This is a genomic window from Pedobacter ginsengisoli (genome assembly GCF_030244015.1).
Lineage (GTDB): Bacteria > Bacteroidota > Bacteroidia > Sphingobacteriales > Sphingobacteriaceae > Pedobacter > Pedobacter ginsengisoli.
Map to the genome: position 1 here is coordinate 596811 of NZ_JASSYX010000003.1, position 24487 is coordinate 621297.

At 43.3% G+C, this 24487-nt stretch carries 20 protein-coding genes; 11 read left to right on the forward strand and 9 right to left on the reverse strand.

The genetic code is table 11. From position 1 onward, the window contains the following. The first annotated feature begins 154 nt into the window (after positions 1-154). The 4 genes from QEP08_RS14830 (at position 155) to QEP08_RS14845 (ending at position 6276) form a co-directional block, all read left to right on the forward strand. On the forward strand, positions 155-2071 hold the full coding sequence (locus QEP08_RS14830; RefSeq protein ID WP_285059176.1) for an ATP-dependent nuclease: 1917 nt from the start codon (positions 155-157) through the stop codon (positions 2069-2071). After that, positions 2068-3969, forward strand: coding sequence for an ATP-dependent helicase (locus tag QEP08_RS14835; RefSeq protein WP_285059177.1), 1902 nt, complete (start codon positions 2068-2070; stop codon positions 3967-3969). The genes QEP08_RS14830 and QEP08_RS14835 overlap by 4 nt, the downstream gene beginning before the upstream one ends. A gap of 890 nt (positions 3970-4859) precedes the next feature. Continuing rightward, on the forward strand, positions 4860-6053 hold the full coding sequence (locus QEP08_RS14840; protein ID WP_285059179.1) for a hypothetical protein: 1194 nt from the start codon (positions 4860-4862) through the stop codon (positions 6051-6053). A 37-nt stretch (positions 6054-6090) separates the two neighbouring features. Then, entirely contained in the window at positions 6091-6276 is a 186-nt protein-coding gene (locus tag QEP08_RS14845; RefSeq protein WP_285059871.1) for a DUF1016 N-terminal domain-containing protein, read from the forward strand. A gap of 184 nt (positions 6277-6460) precedes the next feature. On the opposite strand, the gene QEP08_RS14850 is transcribed toward QEP08_RS14845, so the two are convergent. The 5 genes from QEP08_RS14850 to QEP08_RS14870 all read right to left on the reverse strand — a co-directional run bounded on the left by QEP08_RS14850 (position 6461) and on the right by QEP08_RS14870 (position 11316). Further along, positions 6461-7504 carry a PDDEXK nuclease domain-containing protein gene (locus QEP08_RS14850; protein ID WP_285059181.1) on the reverse strand — a complete coding sequence of 348 codons (1044 nt, stop codon included), beginning with the start codon at positions 7502-7504 and terminating at the stop codon, positions 6461-6463. A gap of 352 nt (positions 7505-7856) precedes the next feature. After that, positions 7857-8783, reverse strand: a complete 927-nt coding sequence (locus tag QEP08_RS14855; RefSeq protein WP_285059183.1) for an Rpn family recombination-promoting nuclease/putative transposase — start codon at positions 8781-8783, stop codon at positions 7857-7859. A gap of 498 nt (positions 8784-9281) precedes the next feature. After that, positions 9282-9530, reverse strand: a complete 249-nt coding sequence (locus QEP08_RS14860) for a hypothetical protein (protein ID WP_285059185.1) — start codon at positions 9528-9530, stop codon at positions 9282-9284. Positions 9531-9553: 23 nt separating this feature from the next. Further along, on the reverse strand, positions 9554-9799 hold the full coding sequence (locus tag QEP08_RS14865; RefSeq protein ID WP_285059187.1) for a hypothetical protein: 246 nt from the start codon (positions 9797-9799) through the stop codon (positions 9554-9556). Positions 9800-10353: 554 nt separating this feature from the next. Beyond that, a complete protein-coding gene (locus tag QEP08_RS14870) occupies positions 10354-11316 on the reverse strand; it encodes an Abi family protein (RefSeq protein WP_285059188.1) in 963 nt (320 codons plus the stop codon). Positions 11317-12034: 718 nt separating this feature from the next. On the opposite strand from QEP08_RS14870, the gene ribH reads away from it, so the two are divergent. The 4 genes from ribH (at position 12035) to QEP08_RS14890 (ending at position 15068) form a co-directional block, all read left to right on the forward strand. After that, complete coding sequence (gene ribH / locus QEP08_RS14875; protein ID WP_285059189.1) at positions 12035-12526, forward strand: 6,7-dimethyl-8-ribityllumazine synthase; 492 nt, start codon at positions 12035-12037, stop codon at positions 12524-12526. Positions 12527-12740: 214 nt separating this feature from the next. Next, entirely contained in the window at positions 12741-13079 is a 339-nt protein-coding gene (ytxJ, locus tag QEP08_RS14880; protein WP_285059191.1) for a bacillithiol system redox-active protein YtxJ, read from the forward strand. A 30-nt stretch (positions 13080-13109) separates the two neighbouring features. After that, positions 13110-13295, forward strand: coding sequence for a YtxH domain-containing protein (locus tag QEP08_RS14885; RefSeq protein WP_285059193.1), 186 nt, complete (start codon positions 13110-13112; stop codon positions 13293-13295). A gap of 75 nt (positions 13296-13370) precedes the next feature. Beyond that, entirely contained in the window at positions 13371-15068 is a 1698-nt protein-coding gene (locus tag QEP08_RS14890) for a GH39 family glycosyl hydrolase (RefSeq protein ID WP_285059194.1), read from the forward strand. A gap of 37 nt (positions 15069-15105) precedes the next feature. Here the strand turns inward: QEP08_RS14890 and QEP08_RS14895 are convergent, their stop codons facing one another. From QEP08_RS14895 to QEP08_RS14905, 3 genes are read right to left on the reverse strand one after another with little or no spacing between them, the layout of a single operon-like run. Further along, the gene (locus tag QEP08_RS14895; protein ID WP_285059195.1) at positions 15106-16167 is read right to left on the reverse strand and encodes an IPT/TIG domain-containing protein; all 1062 of its coding nucleotides are present in this window, start codon (positions 16165-16167) and stop codon (positions 15106-15108) included. Positions 16168-16169: 2 nt separating this feature from the next. Beyond that, entirely contained in the window at positions 16170-17771 is a 1602-nt protein-coding gene (locus QEP08_RS14900; RefSeq protein WP_285059196.1) for a RagB/SusD family nutrient uptake outer membrane protein, read from the reverse strand. An 18-nt stretch (positions 17772-17789) separates the two neighbouring features. After that, positions 17790-20972, reverse strand: coding sequence for a SusC/RagA family TonB-linked outer membrane protein (locus tag QEP08_RS14905; RefSeq protein WP_285059197.1), 3183 nt, complete (start codon positions 20970-20972; stop codon positions 17790-17792). Between the two features lie 228 nt (positions 20973-21200). Between QEP08_RS14905 and modA the strand changes: the two genes are divergently transcribed. From modA to QEP08_RS14920, 3 genes are read left to right on the forward strand one after another with little or no spacing between them, the layout of a single operon-like run. Beyond that, positions 21201-21947: a molybdate ABC transporter substrate-binding protein gene (gene modA / locus QEP08_RS14910; protein WP_285059198.1), complete on the forward strand. Its 747-nt coding sequence runs from the start codon at positions 21201-21203 to the stop codon at positions 21945-21947. An 11-nt stretch (positions 21948-21958) separates the two neighbouring features. Beyond that, entirely contained in the window at positions 21959-22630 is a 672-nt protein-coding gene (gene modB / locus QEP08_RS14915; RefSeq protein ID WP_285059199.1) for a molybdate ABC transporter permease subunit, read from the forward strand. After that, positions 22627-23244 (forward strand): ATP-binding cassette domain-containing protein, encoded by a 618-nt coding sequence (locus QEP08_RS14920; protein WP_285059201.1) that lies wholly within the window; start codon positions 22627-22629, stop codon positions 23242-23244. Before modB ends, QEP08_RS14920 begins: the two co-directional genes overlap by 4 nt. A gap of 12 nt (positions 23245-23256) precedes the next feature. On the opposite strand, the gene QEP08_RS14925 is transcribed toward QEP08_RS14920, so the two are convergent. Next, the gene (locus QEP08_RS14925) at positions 23257-24471 is read right to left on the reverse strand and encodes a carboxypeptidase-like regulatory domain-containing protein (RefSeq protein WP_285059203.1); all 1215 of its coding nucleotides are present in this window, start codon (positions 24469-24471) and stop codon (positions 23257-23259) included. Positions 24472-24487 lie beyond the last annotated feature (16 nt).

Below are 24487 nucleotides of genomic sequence, written 5' to 3' on the forward strand. Positions count from 1 at the left end.
ACACCATTAATCTGTACTTTTAATTTTTTGTCAGCCAGTTACAGTCGGCCTTAATAAACTATTTATCAATTATTTAACTTCAATCGACTTTTTTATCTAGATTGGTCATAAGGTTATTATTTAAACCGCTTTAAATAATTTATAATTCTTTTACATGCGCATCTCAAAACTACACATAGAAAACTTCAGATCTATCAATGCGATAGATCTAGAACTCGATGAGACCACGGTGTTCATCGGCGCAAACAATTCTGGAAAGTCGGCGATAATTGAAGCTGTCAGAATTGCTCTCTCTAGGCGATGGGGCCAGCGAGGAACAGGCTTTACAGAAAATGATGTACATCTTGTTGATGAGAATACTGATCCCCGAACGGCTCCTCCGGTTAAAATTTCATTCGAATTTATTGAACCAGTAGTGAATTCGTGGCCCGCAGACATGGTTGCTGATTTAGAGGAAATTATGATCATAAATGAGGTAGGACTTAATAAGGTTGCTTTTTCTATAACTTACACCTGGAATATAGACAAGGAAACTTTTGAGCCCGCTTGGGAGTTCTTAAATCAAAATGGCGTACCTCTTCCCCCAAAAAGGCGATCCATAAATCTATCCGGTTTTTATGATTATATACTTTTCTTGTGGTTAGGAGCGCTTCGAGATGTGGATAGTGAATTTAACTCTCGTTCCAGAAATTGGGGTGGCTTGCTCAAATCAGTAAAAGTTCCTCAAGACCTTGAAGCATCAATAAAGGAAACCTTAGATTTGCTTGATGCGCAGCTTTTAGAAGTTGACCCCAAATTAACGGATATTGCAAAAACTATTGGCTTAGCTACAGAGATTGCAATGGAAGACACTCCAGGTGCAGCGAAACTTAGAATGTTGCCGCTTGATGTGTGGGATATGCTTTCAAGAGCAGGCGTGATACTTAGAAACGAAGAAATCCGTCCTTGGTTACCATTGGGTCATCACGGACAAGGTTTACAGAGCCTATCTGTAATGTTTTTATTTCAAGCTGCGGCGGCCCAACAATTGGCAGAAGAACTACACGAAGGTACCGAGCCAATTTTTGCAATTGAAGAACCCGAAGCCCATCTACATCCCCAAGCCGCGAGAACACTCTGGTCAAGAATATCGGCCCTGCCGGGTCAAAAACTTGTTACAACTCATTCACCCTACTTTGTTCAAAACGTTCCATTGCATAATCTGAGGATTGTCAGATTTAAGAATGGAGAGACTCGAGTTTCTGCAATCCCACGATTAATTCCTTCTAGGCTACCGTGGACAGAGAAGGTAAATAATCTCGTTGCCGGAAGAGGCATCAAGGAGTTCGTTAAGAATCAAACAACGGAGACAATCGATATTTTGTGCCACTTTAATAAAGCACTTTCAGACGACCTGGCAGCATGCTGGTCGACTGAAGCCGATGCCGATGCAGTAAAAGGAGAAATCGAAACACTTCGTCGTATTGGAAGAGTATTAATTTCCAAAGACGACGAAAATGATCTCTCATTTTTAGGTCGGAGAATCCGTGGGGAAATCTTTTTTGCCCGAAGATGGATATTAGTGGAAGGCATTTCAGAATACTTACTTCTGAATGCATTAGGACAAGTCTTGGGCTACGATCTAGACCAGCACGGCATCGCTATAATTGATTTCCAAAATAACGGCAATGCGGGAATTTACGCTGCTCTAGCTGAATCGTTCGAAATTCCATGGCACATGATTACAGATGGGGATGCAGAGAGCGAGCAGTTCAAAAAGCAACTTCTAAATCGCGGCTTTAATGATCAAGATCTAGCTGATCATTTCTCAACCTTAACACTGCCAAACAGTTTAGAAGATCAACTTTTAGCCGATGGACACGAAATGTTGTTGCGAGAAATCCTACGAGATATTGGAGTAAACCAGGCTATGACCTGTACAATTGAAGAGTTCTCAAAAAAGCTCAAGGGTAAAAAGACCGCATATATGAGCCGATTGGCTCATATAATCGCGAAGGACACAGGTCTTGCTGCTCAGATGCCAGTGCAGTTTGTTTCATTAATCGAAGATTTAAAGGCTAAAAGAATATGACTGAGCCTATTGAAAGCGCCTTAAATAGTTTAAGCCCCATTCAAAGAACAACAGCCGAATGGGGCGATGGCGCTGCTTTAGTGTTGGCCGGTCCTGGGGCGGGCAAAACCCGTGTGCTTACGACAAGGATCGCCAAGCTGTTGGACGATACGCCTGATAAAAAGTTCAGAGTATTGGCATTGACTTTTACCACGAAAGCGGCTAACGAGATGAGAGAACGAGTCGAATTTCTAATTCCAGGGGTTAGCGAAAGAAGAACGTTCATAGGAACATTTCATGCTTTCTGCACCCAAATTTTACGACAACATGGTTCCCACATCGGTATAAGTCCCGACTTCGGAATTTTTGGACAGAAAGAAGATCAAGAGGCCCTTCTTAGAGACGCTTTGCAAAGCGAAATTGAGGATGGAAAAGACTTTTCACTAACTGATATTTGCTTGTTGCCTTCCATAAGAGAGCTTCGGTCAAGGCTTGTGACACCCGAGAAAGCATATTTAAAAAATGGTAACCAGCACCAAAAGGCTGTTTATGAACTATATGAACAAACCTTAAAAACACAGAATGCATTAGATTTCGAAGGTCTTATTTTGGAAAGTTGCAGATTATTACATCAGGTTCCTGCAGTTGCAGCTAGACTTCGGCAAACATACCCCTTCTGGATGATCGATGAATTTCAGGATACAACTCCAGCCCAGTACTTTTTACTACACTATTTGTCTGGAGGTACTTTTAAGAACGTCTTTGTGGTCGCGGATGACGATCAAATAATATACCAATGGGCAGGTGCTAGTTACCAACAAATCTTAAAATTCAAGAAAGATTATGATCCAGAATTTATTCAGCTAGTAGAAAATCATCGTTGTCCGCCTGAGATTGTCACAATGGCAAATCAATTGGTTGGTAACAATAAACAAAGATCGCCGGAACGGAAACCCACTTTGGCTAGCCGTACAACTCCCCTAAATGCTGCGATATTTACCCAGTTTGAAACGGATGATTTGGAGAAGGCATCTATTGCTCAATCTATTGCTGACCTGGGTGAAGAAAATTGGGGTAAGGTTGCTATACTTGGAAGGACGAGGCATCTCTTGGAGCCATATCTCGAGGCTTTAAAAGCCTGCTCTGTCAAGGCATCGATGTCTCAACGGCGAGATAACTTTGTCTCCCCACATTTCGTGTGGCTGCATGCACTTTTGGATCAAGCAATACGACCTACTAATCGGCGTCTCTTTGAAATACTTACCAATGCAGCAAATAGAATTTGTAAGCTAGAGCTAGATCCAGCGCTGTTGGCCGTTGAAGCAGACGCTTTAGGAATGAACCACTACGAACATTGGGCTAATATTGCAATTACTAGTTCTAGTGTCTTAGCTCAAAAATTGGGAGAAATGGCTAATAAGCTTGCTAGATCCAGGATTACTTGGAAGAAGATAGTTGATGAAGCTATACCGCTATTAATTGAGAACGCTAATGGAGATGAAGGGCTTAGTGATGCTGATGAGGATTTGATTGCATGGAACATGATTTTGAAAGAAATAAGATCAGAAACTGGCGGACTACCCGATTTGCCTGACGTTGTTCAGGGTATTGCTCTACGATCAAAAGAACCTCCACGCGAACCTAATACGGTTGTCTTGATGACTATACATACTGCCAAAGGACTTGAATTCGAGTATGTATACTTTATCGGCCTTGTCGAGGGAGAAATGCCTTCTTGGCAAAGTTGTCGGACGGGAGACGACTCCAGGGAAATGGAGGAAGAAAGAAGAAATTGTTTTGTCGCAATAACTCGGACACAAGAAAAGCTTCATCTCTCTGCAGCTAAAAGCTACAAAAATAGAAACAAAGAATTGTCTAGATTTTTGAAAGAAATGAGCATTGGAGACGGGGATTGCTGAATTACCCTGAAACGTTCGAACGCACGAAGGCATTTCTTGAAAGTTATATTCAAAGGAGGCAGTTATCACCAATGTTTATAAAGTGGGCAAAGACACATTTGAAGTATAATTACGCATTACAACTCTTTCATGTGCAGACCAACTAGCACCAACTGATTTCAGATCCTGCCTTTTTCAAGCAGTTTCCAATGGATGCATCTGAATGTCTGATAGCGTCCAGCTATCTTAACAATCTGTGCGTTGTCCGTTCCAGTGCCGCATTGGAGTCCGGAAGTCAACACTTTTATAGTTTATGATGATAGCCCTGTAGGGACGCGGTTTAACCTGCTGAACATAATTCCTTCAGGTTTCTTAAAAGACCTAATAAGCTACAGGGGTAAAGGTCCATAGCTACCAAGAAAGTATAGGAGGCAGGAATATATGGTTGAAGAAATTTACTTCGAGGACGATAAAGCAGATGAAACATTAAGTTTGTGAAGGACAAAGTTATACCCAATAAGTTCTTATATACGTATCCTCATCATCATACTGCTATTCTCTTTACTAATAAGTGATTCGCTGCACACCATAGATGCACATAAGCTTGTTTATGCGTTAGTCTATTAAAGGGTTGGCGCGGGAATTATTTAGATATAATATCCTTCAATCGACCCTTCTAACACTATATCATTTCGTTATTTAAACGGGCATAGAGTTTTTGGTTCATTTCAATTAGTCCCATTCAATATCAATTTTTGTCATTTAAAGATTACTCGGAGTTCTGAATTAATTACCAAAGTTAAAAAATAGATCAGAGCATCTATGGCATCCCCAAGTGATTACTTATGGAATCAATCTGTCTGGAGTATCCTAACAAATGGTAACTTTAAGTAACCTGAACCAAACCAGATATGAATTACACCTTAACGCTGCTCAGTTTAATATTTTTGCTGAATACCACAGCGGCTCGCCAGATTACACCGGCCGGTAAAGCTATAAAAACGCAATTTCTGGTGATCGGTACAACCGCAGCGGGGATAGGTGCCGGACTTCAAGCTGCTAAATCCGGAGTAAAGACATTAATCATAGATTCCACGACGGTGTTGGGGACGGATGTTGAAGAAGTCGACAGCACATTTACTTTGGGATTGGATGGCCGGTATTTACATGAACGGAAATCAGGCAAAACAAGCCAGGAAATTTTAAAACAATGGCTGAAAGCGCGTAAAGAATTGAATCTATTAACCGGGCTGCGGGTTAGTTCTGCGGTTAAAAGACACGATGGCTGGGATTTAAAATTGTCCAATGGACAACATATCCTGGCAGACTGGATTTTTGAAGATATAGGCCCCCAACGAGTAGAGTTTGCACCTGGTAAATTCATCATGAATTATGATGTGTCCAATACAACCGACAACTGGCCTGGTGCCCTGTACCGGACTCAGGTAGGTACTTCCCGGGGAAATAATATGATGAATGCCTATCCCCTGGCGCGCTTTATAAGAACAAAAAAAGAAAATTGGATGGTCATCCCGGCTGTAGGCAAAAGTTTTTCGATTGGACAAGTCGTAGGCGCTATGGTGGCAAATACGGTGACAAACAGCGCGAAAGACTTTGATGTAAGGGCTGTACAAAAAATCCTTTTAATGGAAGGCCTGTATTTCGACAGTTTCAATGACCTAAAACTGGACGACCCGGATTTTATGATGTTTCAACGTATTTTCGCTACAGGATTACTAAGGCCTGGTCATTATTCCCCGGGTGGAACGAAAGCTGATCCTGAAAAAACTGTAAACATCAAGAATATCGTGAATGCTTTTACTGACTATTATAAAAGCAGCGTACTCTGGTTTGAAAAACATCCTATGGGGACTATGAACGTAGCCGAGGCTTTGGAACTGCTGTTTATAATCAGTCACAAAAGTTTCGATGCCCAGATTCAATCGGAATGGAACCACGAACTGAAATTTACATCAACATTCAATTCTGAAAGCGCCATTACCAGACGGGAATTTGCTATGCTGCTGGATACTTATCTGCACCCATTTGACATGAAAGTCGATATCACGGGCAAACTGAATATTCCTGGAAGAACAAGAAGGTAAAGACAGAGCTGACTACGGGAAGTTTCTTGTAAAGCACATTGCGGATTCTTTAGAACCAGAATTTGGTGCGGGATATTCAAGAAGGCAAATAGAACTATTCAGACAATTCTATCGAATGTTTCCAATTGCGAACGCACTGCGTTCGCAATTGAGTTGGAGCCCATTTCGTCATTGCGAGGAACTCTTCAGTGACGAAGCAATCTCATTTGGTTGGACACATTGAGATTGCTTCTTAACCTCATAACGACGACCGATCCAACATCTCTTCAAATAACAATACTGTTAGCTGCAATAATTAACTTATGGACAAAGGCGGATGGGTTTATATACTAACAAATAGATATCACACGGTACTTTATACCGGGGTTACCAATTTAAAAGATGAAACCAAATTTTAATCAAAGATTTCAGCTACACCTAACTTCATTTTCCATTTTACTTCTCGCTACTTCAACTGCCTTATGCAATTTCTGTTGCAGCAATTCTTGTGAAGGCAACGCAGTTAAATACTCAGCTATTTTTATTCCGGACTTATCAAGTTGCAGCAATTCAACCTGCTCTCTATTCCCTTCTGCACACAGAATAAGCCCAATAGGCATTTCCTCCCCTTCCTGCATTTCATATTTTTCAAGCCACCTTAAATATAGCTCCATTTGACCCTTATAAGCTGCTTTAAACTTTCCCAACTTTAATTCTATTGCGACCAGCCGTCTCAATTTTCGATGGTAGAAAAGCATGTCAAGTTTAAAATCTTCCCCATCAATAACCATGCTTTTCTGCCGCTCTATAAAACTAAAGCCCTGGCCGAGTTCGAGAATAAAGTATTCAAGCTCACTCAGTACAGCATCCTCCAGATTTTTCTCATTATACTTATCTTTTAATCCTAAAAAATCTAAAAACAATGGACTTCTAAAAACCAAATCAGGTGTAACTTTATTCTCATCCCTCAGTTCTCTTAGCTCCTTCTCGATAAGTTCATCCGGCTTCTTGCTTATCGCAGTGCGTTCAAACAGCATTCCGTCAATTTTCTCTCTTAGTGTTTTTACATTCCACCGTTCAACTTTACACATTTCAATATAGAACTCCCGTTGCAGTGCATCTTTTAACGGAATTAATGCAATGAAATGAGTCCAGCTCAATTGTCGTATCGCTGATACGACAATTTGAAAATCTGTAAAGACGGAAGCAAACTGCATCATTCTACGTAAGTTTTTGTCTGAAAATGAAGTCCCGTACTCAATTTCTAATTGTTGTGCCAGCACCACTACCACCTGCTTCCCATACTCTGCCCGTTCATTCCCAAGAACCTCTTCATTAATACGTTTCCCGATCTTCCAGTACAACAGCGTGATCTCACTGTTTACAGCAATGGCAACATTTTGCCTGCTGGTGTCAATCATTTGCTTGATATCTGAGGCAATTGGATTGAGGGCATTTAGTGTTTTACTCATAGCTTATTCAAGCATCATTTGAGATGCGGGATAAACTATACATTTTCAAGCGTAAAGACCAAACAGGAATCAAACATATCTCACTCTGGTTTCCACCTTGAGGTCATTTTTAAATCCGGCATTATCAAAAACGACGTGGTGATGGATGAATATAATGTACGCTGGTGGAAGGAATATATCCAGGTTCAAACAAAACCCAATGAATATCATTAATGAGGTTTTTAAGCAAGGATACGGCAATTGGCCGAGTATATACTTCACGTCCAGTATTCTTCCGGCAAAGTAGCGGGATTTGGTTTTCTATGCTGGGAGAAACAACACAGCTGCCATCCGCATATTTTGTTAAATTGGGTTATAAAGCCTCAATTTGTTCCTTTGAAAGCAAGGTGTATTTTATAATCCTATCGACATTAATCCCATCTTGCTTCATTTCGAGGGCAATCGCCTTTTTCTCAGCCAAAGCCCCCTGCTCAATCCCCTCTTCTCTGGCAAAATCAAAAGCGTTTTGATTGTCCCATCTTACTTGTTGTTTAGTTCTGTACATATTTCTTTCCTCCGGTGTTAGATTAGAAAATTTAGCCAATTCAAAAAAGTAGTCAAGCCCAGGCGTTTTAAGAAAATCAGGCACCTCATTCATTTCAGGTGCATACTTAAGGGCATACAACCACTCATCCAAAGTCGACTCCAATTCCCCTTTACTTTTATTAAACTTTTTGATCTCCAAATAGATAAACTCCAGCTTATCATAAAACTGTACTCCAGTCGCCAAGTCACAAAACCCTACATTATGGCAATACTTTTCAGAAGTGTTATCAGGCAGATCAAATTTGACCAGCAAACAAACCACATAAACAGCCGGCAAATCGTATTTCCAGTTTGGATCTCCCTTGGGCGCCTGATCGCTGATTAACCGGCCCGCATAAAAAACCGATCTCTCCTTAAAATACTTTTGCTTCTCCTGCTGGACCTCAACAAGAAATTTGACCCCATTAGTGTCGGTACAAATCACATCAAACGCAGCACTGCCCTCAGCATCAATTTCACCAGGATATTCATTCTTACCATAAGTAAGCGTTTGAATATGCCTCTTCCCCTCCAATACTCCATTTAAAAAAAACCTAAGTAATTCCTTACTGGTCTCAGAAGCGAAGATCTTTTTAAAAAATTTATCCCGAAAAGGATTAATATAGGTCACAAGACCATCCCTGCTTCCCAGCGCATACTCCGCCCCAGGTTCACTGATCATATTGTTCAACAGAACATCATCGTTTTCAGTCATTTTTAAAATAATAAGCTGAGTCAAAGATACCAACACCAATCAAAACAAACAATAATTTCTCAAAAATTAATATTTTGTAATAATAACCAGAATTTTTAAAATTAATACAAAATTATATTTGAGCAGATAATTAAAAATCACGGGAGCACGTTATGGGCGGAAAGCTAACTGTGTCCCATTCCGTGGTTCCATTGCTCATGGTACTGAATGCTGTCCCCCTCCACGAAAAGTATTCAAGCTCACTCAGTACGGCATCCTCCAGATTTTTCTCATTATACTTATCTTTTAATCCTAAAAAATCTAAAAACAATGGACTTCTAAAAACCAAATCAGGTGTAACTTTATTTTCTTCCTCAGTTCTCTTAGCTCCTTCTCGATAAGTTCGTCTGGTTTCTTGCTTATCGCAGTGCGTTCAAACAGCATGGATCAAGCTTACACATCTCAGTATAGAAATGTGTCCAACTCAATTGTCGCCGCAGTGCGGCGACAATTTGCTCACTATTTGTTGCCCCTGGACTTATCTGCCTTCTGGCCTACGCCATCACTGGAGTTTACCCCGCTGTTGTTACTGCCATTCATGCTGCCAGTGGCTTTAAGAGTACCGGCCGCTGTACTGTCCGTTTTTATAGTGTCATTGACTGCCGTATTTTGCGTGGTATCGGTTACAGTTTCGGCCCGTTTTTCAGGTGAGGAACAGGATGCCATCACTACTGTTGCTACTGTTATCATAAATATTCTGCTTTTCATACCTTTATATCTAATTCGTTAAGCTAACTGTGCCCCATTCCGTGGTTCCATTGCTCATGGTACTGAATGCTCTCCCTGATAGATTGCAAAACGGGCATATCCAGCTCACATCCCTGGCTTTCGCAGTGCGCGTGATCTTTTTCATCCAGTTGAATGGTTCCGATGGTTTCCCCCTCCACGAAAATCTCGTAACGTACATTCCCAAGTGGTTTGATGTCAAAAAATTTGCCCTGATTGCCGTCCGCAACTTCTATTCTGAATTGTTCCATATTCCATAATCTCTTGCTGATATAACAACTGAATTTGCAATTGGTTCGATAATGTAGTTTGAATATTTCTTTACAGAACTCCATCCTTCATTACTAAATTATGGATAGGTTTCAATGCCAATCATAACCACAATGTCGACATTGTTTTGCCAACGGTGTTCTAGCTAATGAGAGGCATTTTTCACAAAGATTTAAGTATATCACATCACCATGCTCATTTAACAATCTTTCCGCGACTTTAAAGTTAAAATCATCAACACTTAAGCCAACTAATTCAAGCATATCCTCATCATCCGATAACCCATTAGGGAAAAGCTTCTTATAATTCTCAACATCCTCCGGGGTAGCCAACGACATCATAATTATTTCCTGCTATATGGCCTGCTTCTCTATCGCGTTGTAAAGAAAGGAGTAATACTTGACTATATAATTTACCGTTTCTTGATTCATACTCATATTAATTTACAGTAAGCGCTTTATCTCTGAATGTAGGACTTCTCCTAGTCTCTTTCCACTAAGATAGCTGTTTGCTTCAATGATTAGATATCCAATTTTTATACTTCATTATCAACTGGCTTGTCCCAAGCCGGATTCTTTTCCCAATCAGCAGGAAACCCCATATAAGAAATATTAATTTGGGGATATTCTGCCATCAAATTCTGAAATTTCTTTAATAAGTTATTATGAGGATTGAAAGCACCTAACAATCGGATCATTATCGACAATATACCATACATAGATGTATTGAAGTCATCAGGTAATGTCCCATTAAATTGAAGTGCTTTTCTGTTTGGTATTACAAAACGATCAGCGGTAATTTTCCTGTTCCATAACCTCGAATGATGTGCACATACATTTCTAACATTTGTGAGATAAGTAAACCATGATGAAAATACGTGTATAGGAAGATGGAATGCCAGAGCTACATTTTGTGTTTCAGGTTCTTTTTTTAGTTGTGCATACAACCTGGAAAGCTTGCCCATTGTCAAAATTTCCATCGCCATATTTGATGGAGGGAAAGCTTCTGCAGTATAAGTATTCTTGAATTTTTTCAAAAACAACTCAGAAGGAGCAGAAAAGTAGTGTTTAACATAATCGCAAATGTATTGATGAATATCCATAGACATCCTGTCTGCTCCGTCTGGATACGCTCCAATCTTAATCGGTTTGATATACCGGTCCGGATCGGCATACCAATAAAAACCATGCGTTATGGAAAATTCATTTGTCAATAACGTCCTGGTTGCGACTTCAATACGCTCTAGATATTCAGAAATGAGATAACGCAATTTCTTATCAAACTGATAAGTGGCTATTACATCGTCAAAGCTGACATCAGTCTTAAATCTATGAGATCCATCAGCAAGTTGCAAGTGATACATGTAACCAGACAGTCTATAATATCCTATTGACCTCAAGTATTTTTCTACTCTTAAGTGATCATCAATTATTAACCCTCTTGATTTTAGTAATTCTATCTGCTCAGGTATACTGAGCGCCGGCTTAGTATACCTCATGAAAAATAAAGCGCAAAAAAAAGCCCTGCAAGTTGCGCATGTTTCCAGAGGCGTGCAGGGAATTGTTGATACAAATATACATCTATTTAATTTATTTAAAAAAATATAAGCTAGCTATTTTCTTCAATCAACAGGGCGACGATACAAAAGTCCAGAAAAATCAGCATTAATATATATGACGGAGTATATTATTTTCTCTAACCGAATAATTCTTTCCTAATTTAGACTCTATGTAATTATGGGGTTCTGGTATCTTCAAAAAATCCAGTATATATGGATCACGAATGATATTAGTCGGATGAACTATCGTCTTACCTTGTTTGGCAAGCTCAAGAACCTGGTGTTTGTTTTTTGGAGGTTGCGAGCCTCAGGAACAGTGAGGCGCTAATTTGCCTTTTTAATTCTCTGACTCTCCAATTCTCACGTATACTTTGCTTTTCATAAAATGATCTTTCAAGCAAAATAAAACTGCCTCATCATTGTCAAATCCGGCATTATCAAAAATGATGTAGTCATGAATGAGTACTTGTATAGTATACTGTCAGACACACCTCCTCCACACCTTTTCAATACCTGGTTCGGAAAAAGGTACCCGGTTTCCGAACCAGGTGCGCCGGAGATGCGCTTATGCTATTGATTTGCGAAGAACATGCCCCCCACAAAATATCATCTGCTGCTGACATTACGTTTATACTTTTTCGCTAGATTTGCATCCGACATGGCAACACAATTAAAAAACCTATCCGATTTCTCTCATACCACTGTACCAAACGGCAATCCTTACAAAATAGCGATAGCCGTTGCGGAATGGAATGCAGAAATCACAGGAAGCCTTTACAATGGCGCATTCCAAACATTGATCAAACACGGAGTAGCAGAAAGCAACATTCTTTCTGTAGCCGTGGCCGGCAGTTTTGAACTGACTTCCGCAGCAGATATCCTGCTTAGGAAACATCCGGACCTGGATGCCGTGATCTGCCTGGGCTGCGTGATCCAGGGAGACACCAAACACTTTGATTTCATTTGCGATGCGGTCGCTCAGGGCATTACCAACGTAAGCATCAAGCACAGCAAACCGGTGATATTCGGTGTGCTGACTACAAACGATCAACAGCAGGCGATAGACCGCGCCGGAGGCAAACATGGCAACAAAGGTGATGAAGCCGCCATAACCGCGTTAAAAATGGCAGAGCTGGCAGCAACCATTTAAAATACTTTGATACTTTCTTCAAAAAACTGTAGCTTAGTAATATATATCAAAACTCCAGACAAATGAAGAAAGTAGCTATCTTGTTAATTGGCGTATTTTTTGCCATAACTATTTTAGAAGCATGCTCCAGTCGTCTTTGCCCGGCATACAGTTCGTATCCAGAGGGTAAAAGAAGAAGGGGTTAATTCAAAAATAACCTTTAGAAAGATATCAGATGCAGTGGAAAGACATTACCGATCCAACCCAGATCGGTGAAATAAAACAACAACCAGGTTACAGTTTAATCTTTAAGCACAGTACCCGCTGTTCAGTAAGCGCCATGGCCAAAAGACGGTTTGAAATGGACTGGGAGGCCATCCCCGCCGATACCTCACTATACTTTTTGGATCTGATCAGCTACCGCAACATTTCTTCGCAAATCGCAGAAACCTTCCAGGTACACCACGAATCCCCTCAGATCCTGCTGATCAAGGATGGGGATTGTATCCTTGACGCCTCGCACAGTGACATATCGGCAGATGAAGTTGCCGAAGTTGTTAAAACAAATTCCTGATTACGGGGTTTTATTAAAAAAACACGAACCATGGGATTATTTAAAACTTCTTTGATCGGTGCCGCAGTATATGGCGCAATCAAATACATTACCAAGAAAGACGAAACTGGAAGGTCTATAATGGACAATATCAAAGATAAAGCTCCTGAATGGATGGAAAAAGCAAAGGATGTCAAAGATAAATTCAGGACAGAGCTGGAACGTCAGCGTTACTGATAGCTTTGTTACAATAAAATTCTCCAAATAAAAGTATCTTAACAGGGCTTATTGTTAATCAGATAAGCCCCTGTTATGTTAAAAACTTCAAAATTTCTGATCTTAAGCTGGCTGTCTGTTACAGCATTGTATACGTACGCCCAAAACCCGGCGGCAGACCCCGCAGAGATCAGCATTGATCTGGCGAAAGAAAAAGCTCCAATGAAACCTGTGTGGGCGTGGTTTGGATATGACGAACCCAACTACACCTACATGAAGGACGGCAAAAAACTGCTGTCCGAAATCGCAGCCCTGAGCCCTGTTCCTGTGTATGTGCGGGCGCACAGTTTATTGGTAACAGGCGACGGAGAGGCCGCGTTAAAGTGGGGATCTACCAATGCCTATACAGAAGATGCCAATGGCAACCCCATTTACAGCTGGAAGATCATCGACAGTATTTTTGACACCTATGTAAAACGTGGCATGAAGCCGTTTGCCCAGATCGGCTTTATGCCACAGGCACTATCAACTCACCCTGAGCCCTACAGACACCACTGGAAACCCGGCGACAATTACTCCGATATATTTACAGGATGGGCCTACCCACCCAAAGATTATAAAAAATGGGGTGACCTGGTCTACAACTGGGTCAAACACAGTGTAGAGCGTTATGGCAAAAAGGAAGTAGAAAGCTGGTACTGGGAAGTCTGGAATGAACCAAACGGTTATTGGAAAGGCACACAACAGGAATTCTTCAAGCTGTATGACTATGCCGCTGACGGCGTAAAAAGAGCCTTGCCAACTGCAAAGATCGGCGGACTAAATATTGCGGGGACAGGAAGCAAAGGCGCACAGCAATGGCTCAACGCCTTTATCAAACATTGTACTGTAGATACCAATTATGCGACAGGAAAAATCGGCTCACCGCTGGATCTCCTGAGCTTTCATGCCAAGGGCTCGCCGAAACTGCTCAAAGGAATGGTACAAATGAACATGGCACCGCAGTTAAACGACATTGCCACCGGGTTCCGCATCGCGGCTTCCTATCCCCGGACAAAAAATATCCCGCTGATCATCGGAGAATCTGACCCCGAAGGCTGTGCGGCATGCGGCATGGCAACCAACCCATCCAACGCCTACCGCAACGGCACGATGTATTCTAGTTATACCGCAGCGACATTTGCCCGCAAGTATGAACTGGAAGACGAATACGGTATCAACTTCAAAGGCGCCGTATCCTGGTCGTTTGAGTTTGAAAACCAGCCCTGGTTCTTTGGTTTCCGCGACCTGGCTACCAATGGTGTAGATAAGCCTGTACTCAACGTTTTCCGGATGTTTGGTAAAATGAGCGGCAGCCGTGTCCTGGCCCTCAGCAACCGGATGTACCCGCTCAAAAAGGTACTGGATTCCAGCATCCGGGGAGCCCGGACCGACATCGGAGTACTGGCATCAAAAGACAAGAAGGCAGCCGCTGTGATGGTCTGGAGTTATCATGACAATGACCTCCAGGGGCCTGCAGAACCAGTCAATATAAAGATCAATAACCTTGCGGTAAAGACGGTCATAGTCACACACTACCGGATTGACGATAAACACAGCAACTCCTATGAAGTATGGAAGAAAATGGGCTCCCCGCAAAACCCGACCGCAGCCCAGATCAGTGAACTGGAGCAGGCAGGGCAGTTGCAGACCCTGGGCAAACCCCGGCAAATGCAGGTAAAATCAGGCAGTATCCTGCTGAACATTGAACTGCCCAGACAAGCGGTCTCCTTACTGAAACTGGACTGGAAATAAAAAAAGGGGCCTGAGCCCCTTAAATCTATCTTTAAATCTATTTCACCAGGATCACGTCATCAAAATAAAACGCTTCATCCTGTTTCTCAGGCCCTTCAATCCAAAACCCAAGCTGCTTCATCGGTCCCTTTTTCCAAAGCTCCAGTGTTGTCATCGGGATCTTGAAGTAAGTCCAAACTTTTGCAGGAACAGTGATCGGAACACTTCTGTCCGAATTCCCATAACCCCCGGCCCGGGCATCGCCGGTCACGTACAGGGTATAGTCCTGGGAGGCCCCCTTCACCCAAAATGAAAGGAAATTATACGCAGGCATAGCGGCGATCCCGTTCCAGTTGGCAAACCCATCAGCACTCCAGTTGCCTTTATTATATCCTGCTTTGAAAGATTTAGTGCCTGACTTTGCGAACTCTGTGGAAACAGAGGCCGGTCCCCAGGATCCATTCTCAAAGCCATTGCCGTATTCGTCCGTAAAGATCTTATATGCATTGTCCAGGTTCACAAACACCTGTGAAGTCGTTACCGGACCCGTAGAGTTCGTGATCACCAGTTTGGCGCTATTGACGGTGGTTGCCGGCATTTTAATCACCATTTGCTTTTTGGTCTGCGATACAATAGTAGCCGAAACAGTAGTTCCATCAAGGGTTACACTGGTCACGTCCGCCAGGTTATTTCCATCGAGCGTGATCTCCGTATCCGCCGTAAAATTATAGTTGGAGGCCGTATTGACCAATGGAAGGGCAACCACATTAAACGGCACTTTGACCTGTGCCCCAAGCCTGTTGGTGAGTATAATGTTCTGCAGACCGCCATTTGCGGTATCAGGTACCCTGAATATAATGGCATTATCGGTGTTCAGTACCGGATTGAAAGAAGCAGGCACATCACCCTTCTCAAAAACAATACTCGTCATGTCACCCAAACCGCTTCCGGTAATGGTCAGTACGGTATTGCCGCTTGCCTTTTCAGGGTCAAGCTTATTCGCCACAGGGTTATTTGAGGCCTTGCTTTGCGACTGTTCTTCCTTGGTACAGCCAGCCAGCATGACTATTCCCGCCAGGCATGCCAGCAGAAATACATTTAAACTTTTAATCGTTTTCATAACTATTTATAATAAGCTACTGCTGGTTCCAGCAATAAAGGATTAATCACTGTTTCAGGTTGCGGTACCGGCAGGTACAATTGCTTTGCCGACGTGAGCGTGGCCTTAAAGCTGGTCAGCTGACCATTTCCGCCTAATGTCCCACGCTCCTGTGCGGCTATCATCTGTTGTGCTTTAGCAAATCCTTGTCTCTGGATGTCAAACCAGTAATCTCCCTCAAAGGCAAATTCCACCTTACGCTCATGAAGAATGCCATCCAGCGTAAGGTTGGTCACCGCCACCAGGCCTGCACGCTGATGCACTTCGTTAAAGGCCGCAAGCGCAGTCGCGTCACTGGTCGAACCGCCACCCGCCAGCACTGCTTCCGCATAGATCAGCAATACATCCGCATAGCGGAGAATATATGTGGAAATGCTGTTATGACTATCTGAAGTAACCACCTCCGTTGCCCTGTTTGGTCCCACTACATATTTCTGAATGCTGGACCGTGTACCGGTCTGGATTTTAAAATCGCTCGTCGCACCTGTAGTGTCGTAAGTAAATCCATTGGGAAAATTGTCATTGATCCAGTCGTCCCTGTGAAAGCCCTGCTGCATTACAGACCAGTTCCTTCTTAAATCCCCCGTGGCATATCCTGTTGCAGCGTTGAGCATATCAAACGATGGTACTACAGCAGAGTATCCGTTTCCGCCCGTTGGTTTTGGTTTCAGCAATGGCTGAGGCCCAACATACAACATGTACCTGTTTCCCCCGTTCCAGCCCATAGAGGCCAGCCACCTCAAAGAAAACAACATTTCTTTGTTGTTCTTATTGGCTATGTCCGAGGAAGTGAACATTCCCTGGTAATCAGGATGGAGGCCAATTCTCTTGGTGGTATTGGCATAATCGATCACCTCTTTTGCTTTCAATTTTGCGTTTTCATAGTCTTTCAGGTACAAGTAAACCTTTGCCATCATTCCTTTTGCGGCATATTTGTTCACCCGTCCGTCCTGAGTAGCGATCTCCGGAAGGTGTTCTTCCGCAAACTTCAAATCCTCCAGGGCAAATCGCAGGACATCCTTCTGAATGTAGCGCGGTGTTTTGGGCGCTCCGGCCTTTGTCAATTCTACAGGATTCTCTACGATCGGTGCGTCTCCGAATACACGACCGATGTAGAAGTAGGCAAATCCGCGGATAAACCTGGCTTCGGCAATGCCGACATCAAGAAATGCCGGGTTTGATACCTGTGATTTTTTGGCCTCGAAGGTATGGATCAATACAGAGGCCTGCCCTGCTGCCTTATAGCAGGATTTCCAGGTATCCATGATCAATCCATCTGTACTTTGAATGTTAAAATTATAGAACGAATTGTATTGTGCATTTCCCTGTACACCAGTCACGGTACCGCCCAGCACGTCCCCAACAGAAATAAAGGCTTTATCAGACCAGTCGTTCCATACAGAATTGTATAAAAGCCCGGTGGCACCGTTGACTTCGGCTGCCGTTGTATAATAATTTTCGGTGGTAGGCCCTGTTTCAGAAGGGTTGTCCAAAAAGCTCTTTTTACAGGCAACTCCGGTTAAAGCTGCGGCAAAAAATATGATGATGAGATTATTTCTTTTCATTATTTTAATTTTTAGGCGTTAAAACTCAATGTTAGTCCCAATAGTAAAGGTTCTTGGTACCGGATAATGGCCATTGTCAATATTCATCAGCCTGATGTTGTTGTTGATCGCACCCAGTTCCGGATCGTAACCTGAGTAATCGGTAAACGTGTAAAGGTTCTGTACAGAAAGATAGAATCTCGCATTATTGAGTTTAATCTTGCTGATCAGCGATTTCGGCAGATTATAGCCCAGCGCTACATTCTGAATCCTCAAATAGGATGCGTCTTCAATGTACCGGTCAGAGATCCTCGTATTATTGGAATGCCATTGATTGTATCTTGGCAGGTTACCGTTTGGATTAGTTGCGCTGTACCGGTTGAGCACCGTGGTCAGCTGGTTGGCATACGCAGAATTCATGGCCTCCGTCTGGCGGCGGGAATAATTAAAAATATCCCCTCCCTGGCTGCCATACAGGAATATCAACAAGTCGATCCCTTTCCAGCTGAAGGTATTGGTGAAGCCAAAAGTAAAATCCGGATTGGGATTGCCGATTACAGTGACATCCTGATCATTAACGATGTTGTCGCCATTCAGGTCCTTAAACCTGATGTCGCCCAGCCACAAGCTTCCCGGTGCCCTTGACAACCCATAATCCACCCCGTTGTTAAGTTCTGCTTCTGACCGGAACAAACCATCCGTCACATAGCCATAGAAAGCACCCAATGCACGGCCTTGCTGTGACAAAGTAACCAATGATTTGGTTCCATACTCATCAAACGTACCCTGCAGTGTCGCATCGGGCTCGTTCATCCGGTTCAGGATATTTTTGTACCTGCTGAACACAATATTGGTCTTCCAGGTAAATTTGTCACTTTGAATGTTGTAAGAAGTCAACCCGATATCAAAACCCGTATTGGTCATCCGGCCGTCATTGGTGGTCGGGGTTTTAATGTCATTCCAGGCAGTACCCAGACCAGAGAAAGCACCAAGCTGAGTCGGTAAAAGCATATCTGATGTGACCTTTTTGTACACATCCAGACTAAATTCCAGTTTTTTCTTCCAGGTAGTCAGGTCTATTCCGGCATTATAAGTATTTACAGACTGCCAGGTGATCAGCGCATTGGCTACATTAGCAGGTAATCCCCCGGCGCCGAAAGGTGCAGTAGGGAAAAGTGTAATGTTTGCGGAATATAAATTCCCTGCACCCGCGTCCTGACCACCCACCTCTCCATATCCAAATCTGAATTTCAGGTAATCGATGTATTTGTTTTCTTTCAGGAAAGCCTCATTACTTGCCGTCCACGAAGCAGATACCGCAGGAAAAGTTCCCCATTTATGGCCTTCACCAAAATTTGAAGAGCCGTCCCGTCTCAGCGTTCCGCTGATGGCATATCGGTTGTCAAACGTATAGTTTAACCTGGCAAATACAGACTCCATGCTCCATGTTGATGCATTGGCGGTAATGTCCTGCGTATCACCGGCATCGCCGGCATTCAGGTTTGGAATATTAAGTTTCAGGTTATCCCTCTTGCCCGCTATCGCATCATATTTAGATTGCTGAGCTTCATGTCCCACAGTAGCGGCAAGATTGTGCCGGCCAAAGTTCTTATTATAATTTGCGTAATTCTTGAGCGCCCAGTACAAGCTGTTCGCACGCTGGTCCCTTAACCTGGCGGGACTCAGGATCACATTCTTACTGACTTCATTATATACATATGGCTGGAAGGCCCGGTCTTTACTCAGGTTGAAATCAAAGTTCCCTTCAGATCTGATGGTCAGCCCATCGATGATCTGCAGATCTGCATAGACAGTTCCAAAAGCTTTGGAAGACTGGTTGGTCACATCTCTTAAACTGGCGAGTGCAACAGGATTGTTCGGATTCCCGAAAGTGCCGCCGCCAATCACATTTTGTGAAATGAAATTGCCATTGACATCCTTAACAGGCGTTGCAGGGCTATTGTACAACACTGTACTTGTGACGGCATCAAATCCATCAGACAAACCAATCTGTTGATTTGTACGTGATAAATTTGCAGTGATACCGGTTTTCAGCCACTTGGTCGCCTGGTGATCTATATTTGCACGCAATGTGACCCTTTTAAAGCCGGTCTTGATCAAGGTTCCATTCTGGTCCAGGTAGCCTCCTGAAAAATAAAACTGAGTTTTTTCTGTTCCGCCCGAAAAGGCCAGCTGGTGACTTTGGGTAAAGCCCCGGCGGTAGATCTCATCCTGCCAGTCAGTACCATTTCCAAGCACTGAAGGATTTCTAAATTCAGCGATGCTGTCCAGCCCGCTTCCCGGTACCGAACGGATCTCCTGAACCAGTGAATTCATGTATTCCGCATTCTGGCGCAGGTTCATTACGGAAAGTTTTTTTGGAATTTCGGCAAGGCCGACATAAGAATCATAAGTGATCTTGCCCTGATTGGCCTTGCCCCGCTTGGTATTGATCAATACCACCCCATTGGCACCACGCGCACCATAAATGGCTTGCGCCGATGCATCTTTCAGGATGTCTATGGTCTCAATGTCGGCCGGGTTTAAAGTAGCCAGCACACTCTGGCCTATCTGCCCTGATCCGCCGCCCAGCACATTTTGTTCAAGTGTGGTACTCCTGGCGTTCATGGGTACCCCGTCTATTACATACAAAGGTTCATTGTTCTCACCTGTTGAAGTCAGGCCCCTGATCCGCACAGAAACACCGCCACCAGGCTGGCCGCCGTTGTTATTGATGGTCACCCCGGCTACCTTACCCTGCAGGGCCTGGTCTATACCCGCAACCGGTAAATTCTTAATGTCCTTTTGTGAAACAGAAGATATGGACGAAGTGACTTCTGATTTGCGCAATGTACCGTAGCCGATCACCACTACATCCGCCAGAGTAGAGGTAGAAGTCTGAAGGTTTACATTTATTACGCTGCTGGTCCCAACCGCAACTTCCTTTGGTTCCATTCCTACATAGGAAACCACCAGCACACTTGCATTAGAAGGAACCAGGATAGAATATTTTCCTTCAGCATTGGTTAAAGCCGTGGTTTTGGTTCCTTTCACCAATATCGCTGCTCCGGGCAGTGTTGTTCCGCTTTCGTCAGATACTACACCGGAAACTATTCGGCTGGCATTGGTCTGGGCATGCACGGAATTTGCAATGCCACTTAGCGTAAAGATGATGAACAGGAGATAAATCCATTCACTACAACTCGTTCTTGTCGTTTTCATTTTTGGTTGTCATATTTGGTTTAGTAAAAGCGATCCCTGGGAAGGATTTCTGAATGCTAAACTAGAGACAACCAAATGCCGTATTGCTAAAAAAGGGGGACTCAAATGTTAATATCCGTCTGCCGGGCAATCCAGTGAACTTATTCCACAGGAAGGCAAGGTGTCCCCATCCGTTCTTTTTATTACATTTAGCTTCCGTACGTTTGATTAAATTTGCCAGGCAATAAGATGAAAAAGATATTTCCCTTCCTGTTTCTGATGTGGTCCCTGGCTACGCAGGCACAACCTTTACGGGTTGCGGTTGCAGCAAATGCGCAGTTTGTCATGAAGGCACTGCAGGCAGATTTTAAAAAGAAAACAGGAATTGAAACCGAGGTGATTGTGGGTTCCTCAGGAAAACTGACCGCTCAGATAAAAAACGGGGCTCCATACGACGTCTTTCTTTCCGCTGATATGGAATTTCCCAAAACCCTTTATAACGAAGGTTTCGGAATTAACCGGCCGAAAGTCTATGCCCTGGGAAGTTTAATTGTATGCAGTACTTCCGGCCTTGATATAAAAAACTGGAGAAGCTTATCAGTTACCGGCAAAGTAAACAAGATCGCTATAGCTAACCCGGCGCTCGCGCCGTATGGAAAAGCGGCCCGACAGGTCCTGCGTAATTATGGACTATGGGACAAGATCAATACCAAAATGGTATTTGGAGAGAGCATCTCCCAGGTGAATACTTATATAGCTGCCGGAGCAGTTAGTTTAGGCTTTACTACTGAAGCACTGATCTGCGAAAGCCCTGACGCGGCAAAACTCAAATGGCTGAAGGTCGACCATAAAGCTTACGATGAAATAAAACAAGGGATGCTCATACTGGCTCACGCTAAAAGAGGCAATTACAACAAAGCAATAAAATTTTTCAACTACCTTCAATCTCCGGCAGCCAGGCAACTATTTGTAAAAAATGGCTATAGAATTCCGTAGTTTTATCGAGAATGGATTTAACACCTATATTCCTGAGCCTGAAACTTGCCTGTATCACCACACTGATACTTTTTGTGATCGGCCTGCCCATAGCCTGGTGGTTGTCAGGCCGGGATTCCATTCCCAAACTATTCATTGAGGCGATCATCACCATGCCTTTGGTATTGCCGCCTTCTGTACTCGGATTTTATCTGTTACTGGCATTCAGTCCCCAAAATGCTTTGGGAAAATGGTTGCAGGAACACTGTGACATTCGGCTGGTATTTTCTTTTGAAGGCCTGATCCTGGCTTCGGTAATTTACAGTCTGCCATTTATGGTGAGTCCCGTCAAATCTGCTTTTATACATCTGCCGGGTTCGATCAAAGAGGCGTCTTATACCATGGGGAAATCAAAATTTGAAACCTTGTGGTATATACTGCTGCCCAATATCAAATCTTCGTTGCTAACAGCCGCCGTCCTTACATTTGCGCATACTTTAGGCGAATTTGGTGTCGTTCTGATGATTGGCGGAAATATTCCCGGCGTAACCAAAGTGGCCTCGATCGCCATTTATGACTCAGTAGAGAGCATGCAATATGCCAATGCCAATTATTACTCGCTGATTTTGTTCTCGATCACATTTATCATTGTGCTGGCTGTTTTTGTTTTTAACAGAAAGTCCGCAAAAAGCCCGCTCGAATGATAGAGATCAATATAAAAAAAAGCGTTAAGACCTACGCAGGAACAGACCTTATTGAGGTCAGTGCTTCATTTCATGACCTGCGTATTACTCAAATTACCGGCCCTTCCGGCGCAGGGAAAACGACACTTTTGAAAATTATTGCCGGTCTGATCAAGCCGGAGTATGGAAAGATAACGGTAAACAAAAACGTATGGCTGGACACCAGTACCAGTATCAATCTGGAACCTCAGAAACGGAGTGTGGGTTTTGTATTTCAGGATTATGCCTTGTTTCCAAATATGACGGTCACCGAGCACCTTCATTACGGTTCCGGCGATACGCAATATATTGACCGTTTGATCAGAATGGGCAGGCTCGACGCATTCAGGACACACAAGCCCAAACACCTGTCAGGGGGTCAGCAGCAGCGTCTGGCTATTTTGAGGGCCTTGGCCACAAAACCTAAACTTTTGCTGATGGACGAACCTTTTTCGGCCCTGGATCATGTGCTTAAAAATAACATCATGAGCGAACTGAAAGTATTATTTGAGGAGTTAAAAATTACCTGTCTGGTTGTCACTCATCATCCGCTCGAAGCAGCTGGTTTTGCTGAACATTCCTTTGAGTTGATTTAACGACCAGCTATCCTAATAATCTGTTACCAGGTAATCTCTCGGTACCATATCCGCAATCCGCTCATAGGCCATATGACCTTCGATGATCACAGAAGCAGGATCAAAAATTCTTCCGTCTGCATAAAAGCTCAATTCCCCGTTAGTATGATTGATTACCGATACCTGGTAGTCTGCATACTCCTCGGGCCGCTCAATGCGAAATCCGGAGTCACGGTAAGCACTCCTTTCCCGTTCAGGAGTGTAAACAACATACAGCGCCCCGTCAAAACGGATGGTTTTCAGGTTTTCGGATTTTTGCCGGACTAATCCGCTGATGTAGAACTCTCCGGCTCTAAGTACCTCAACGGAATCCATTTCCCGTCTTTTATTCTTCAAAATCACCAGCACATCATTTAGAATATAGCCCTTCGGGCCTTCCATTTTTTCAGACAGCCGAACCAGGGTTTCGTCTAACTTCTTCTCCGGAATGAATCTCGGGTTTTTCTTTTTGACCAGGTTCCTCACCATAAACCCCTCAGGTTCCAGGGTGTCTTTATATAGCGCGCTGAAAAAATGCTCAGGTGATCCCATATAAGCTTCTGCTCTTTTTTTCGCATATTGCTGCATTTGTTTGGGTGTGCCTTTCAGCTCTTCAAAGGTGGGAAACCCATAAAAGAAGACCAGACCGGTCCCCTCATCCTTTTGAAAGTATTTAAGCAAATATTTGATGCGGTACCCAAGTGCTTTATTTTCGACGACCAGCAAATCATTCGTGCTGGCAGTCAAAATTTTCTTTTCTGCATTGTATTCAAACCTCAGCACTTCGGGGTTAAGTATCTTGCATGCTTTCGCGTTTGGCGTAATTCCTATAAAGCTTTCCCTGAAACTTTTCTCCCATTTTTTATTACGCCGCTCCGGTCTGATGACCACTTCACTGAGCCGGGTTATACTTTCCTTCAGCTTTATATTGAATATTACCGGCTTATTGTCCATTATCAGATTGGCTGTTGCCGTCATATAGCCCAGCATTTGAAAAATGAGATTATAATTTCCGGGGCCGACTTTTAACTGATAATGTCCGGTGCTGTCGGCTACTGTTCCCAGCCGGAAACCGCCAATGGAAACACCGGCACCGGGAAGAGGTTGTCCGGTTTCATCTGTAATTTGTCCGGAGATCAGCAATTTGTTCTGAGCGGACGCTGTCGTTAAGCCCTGGATGACCAGGATAAAGAGCAGGATTTTTTTCATAATTGAGCGTTAATGC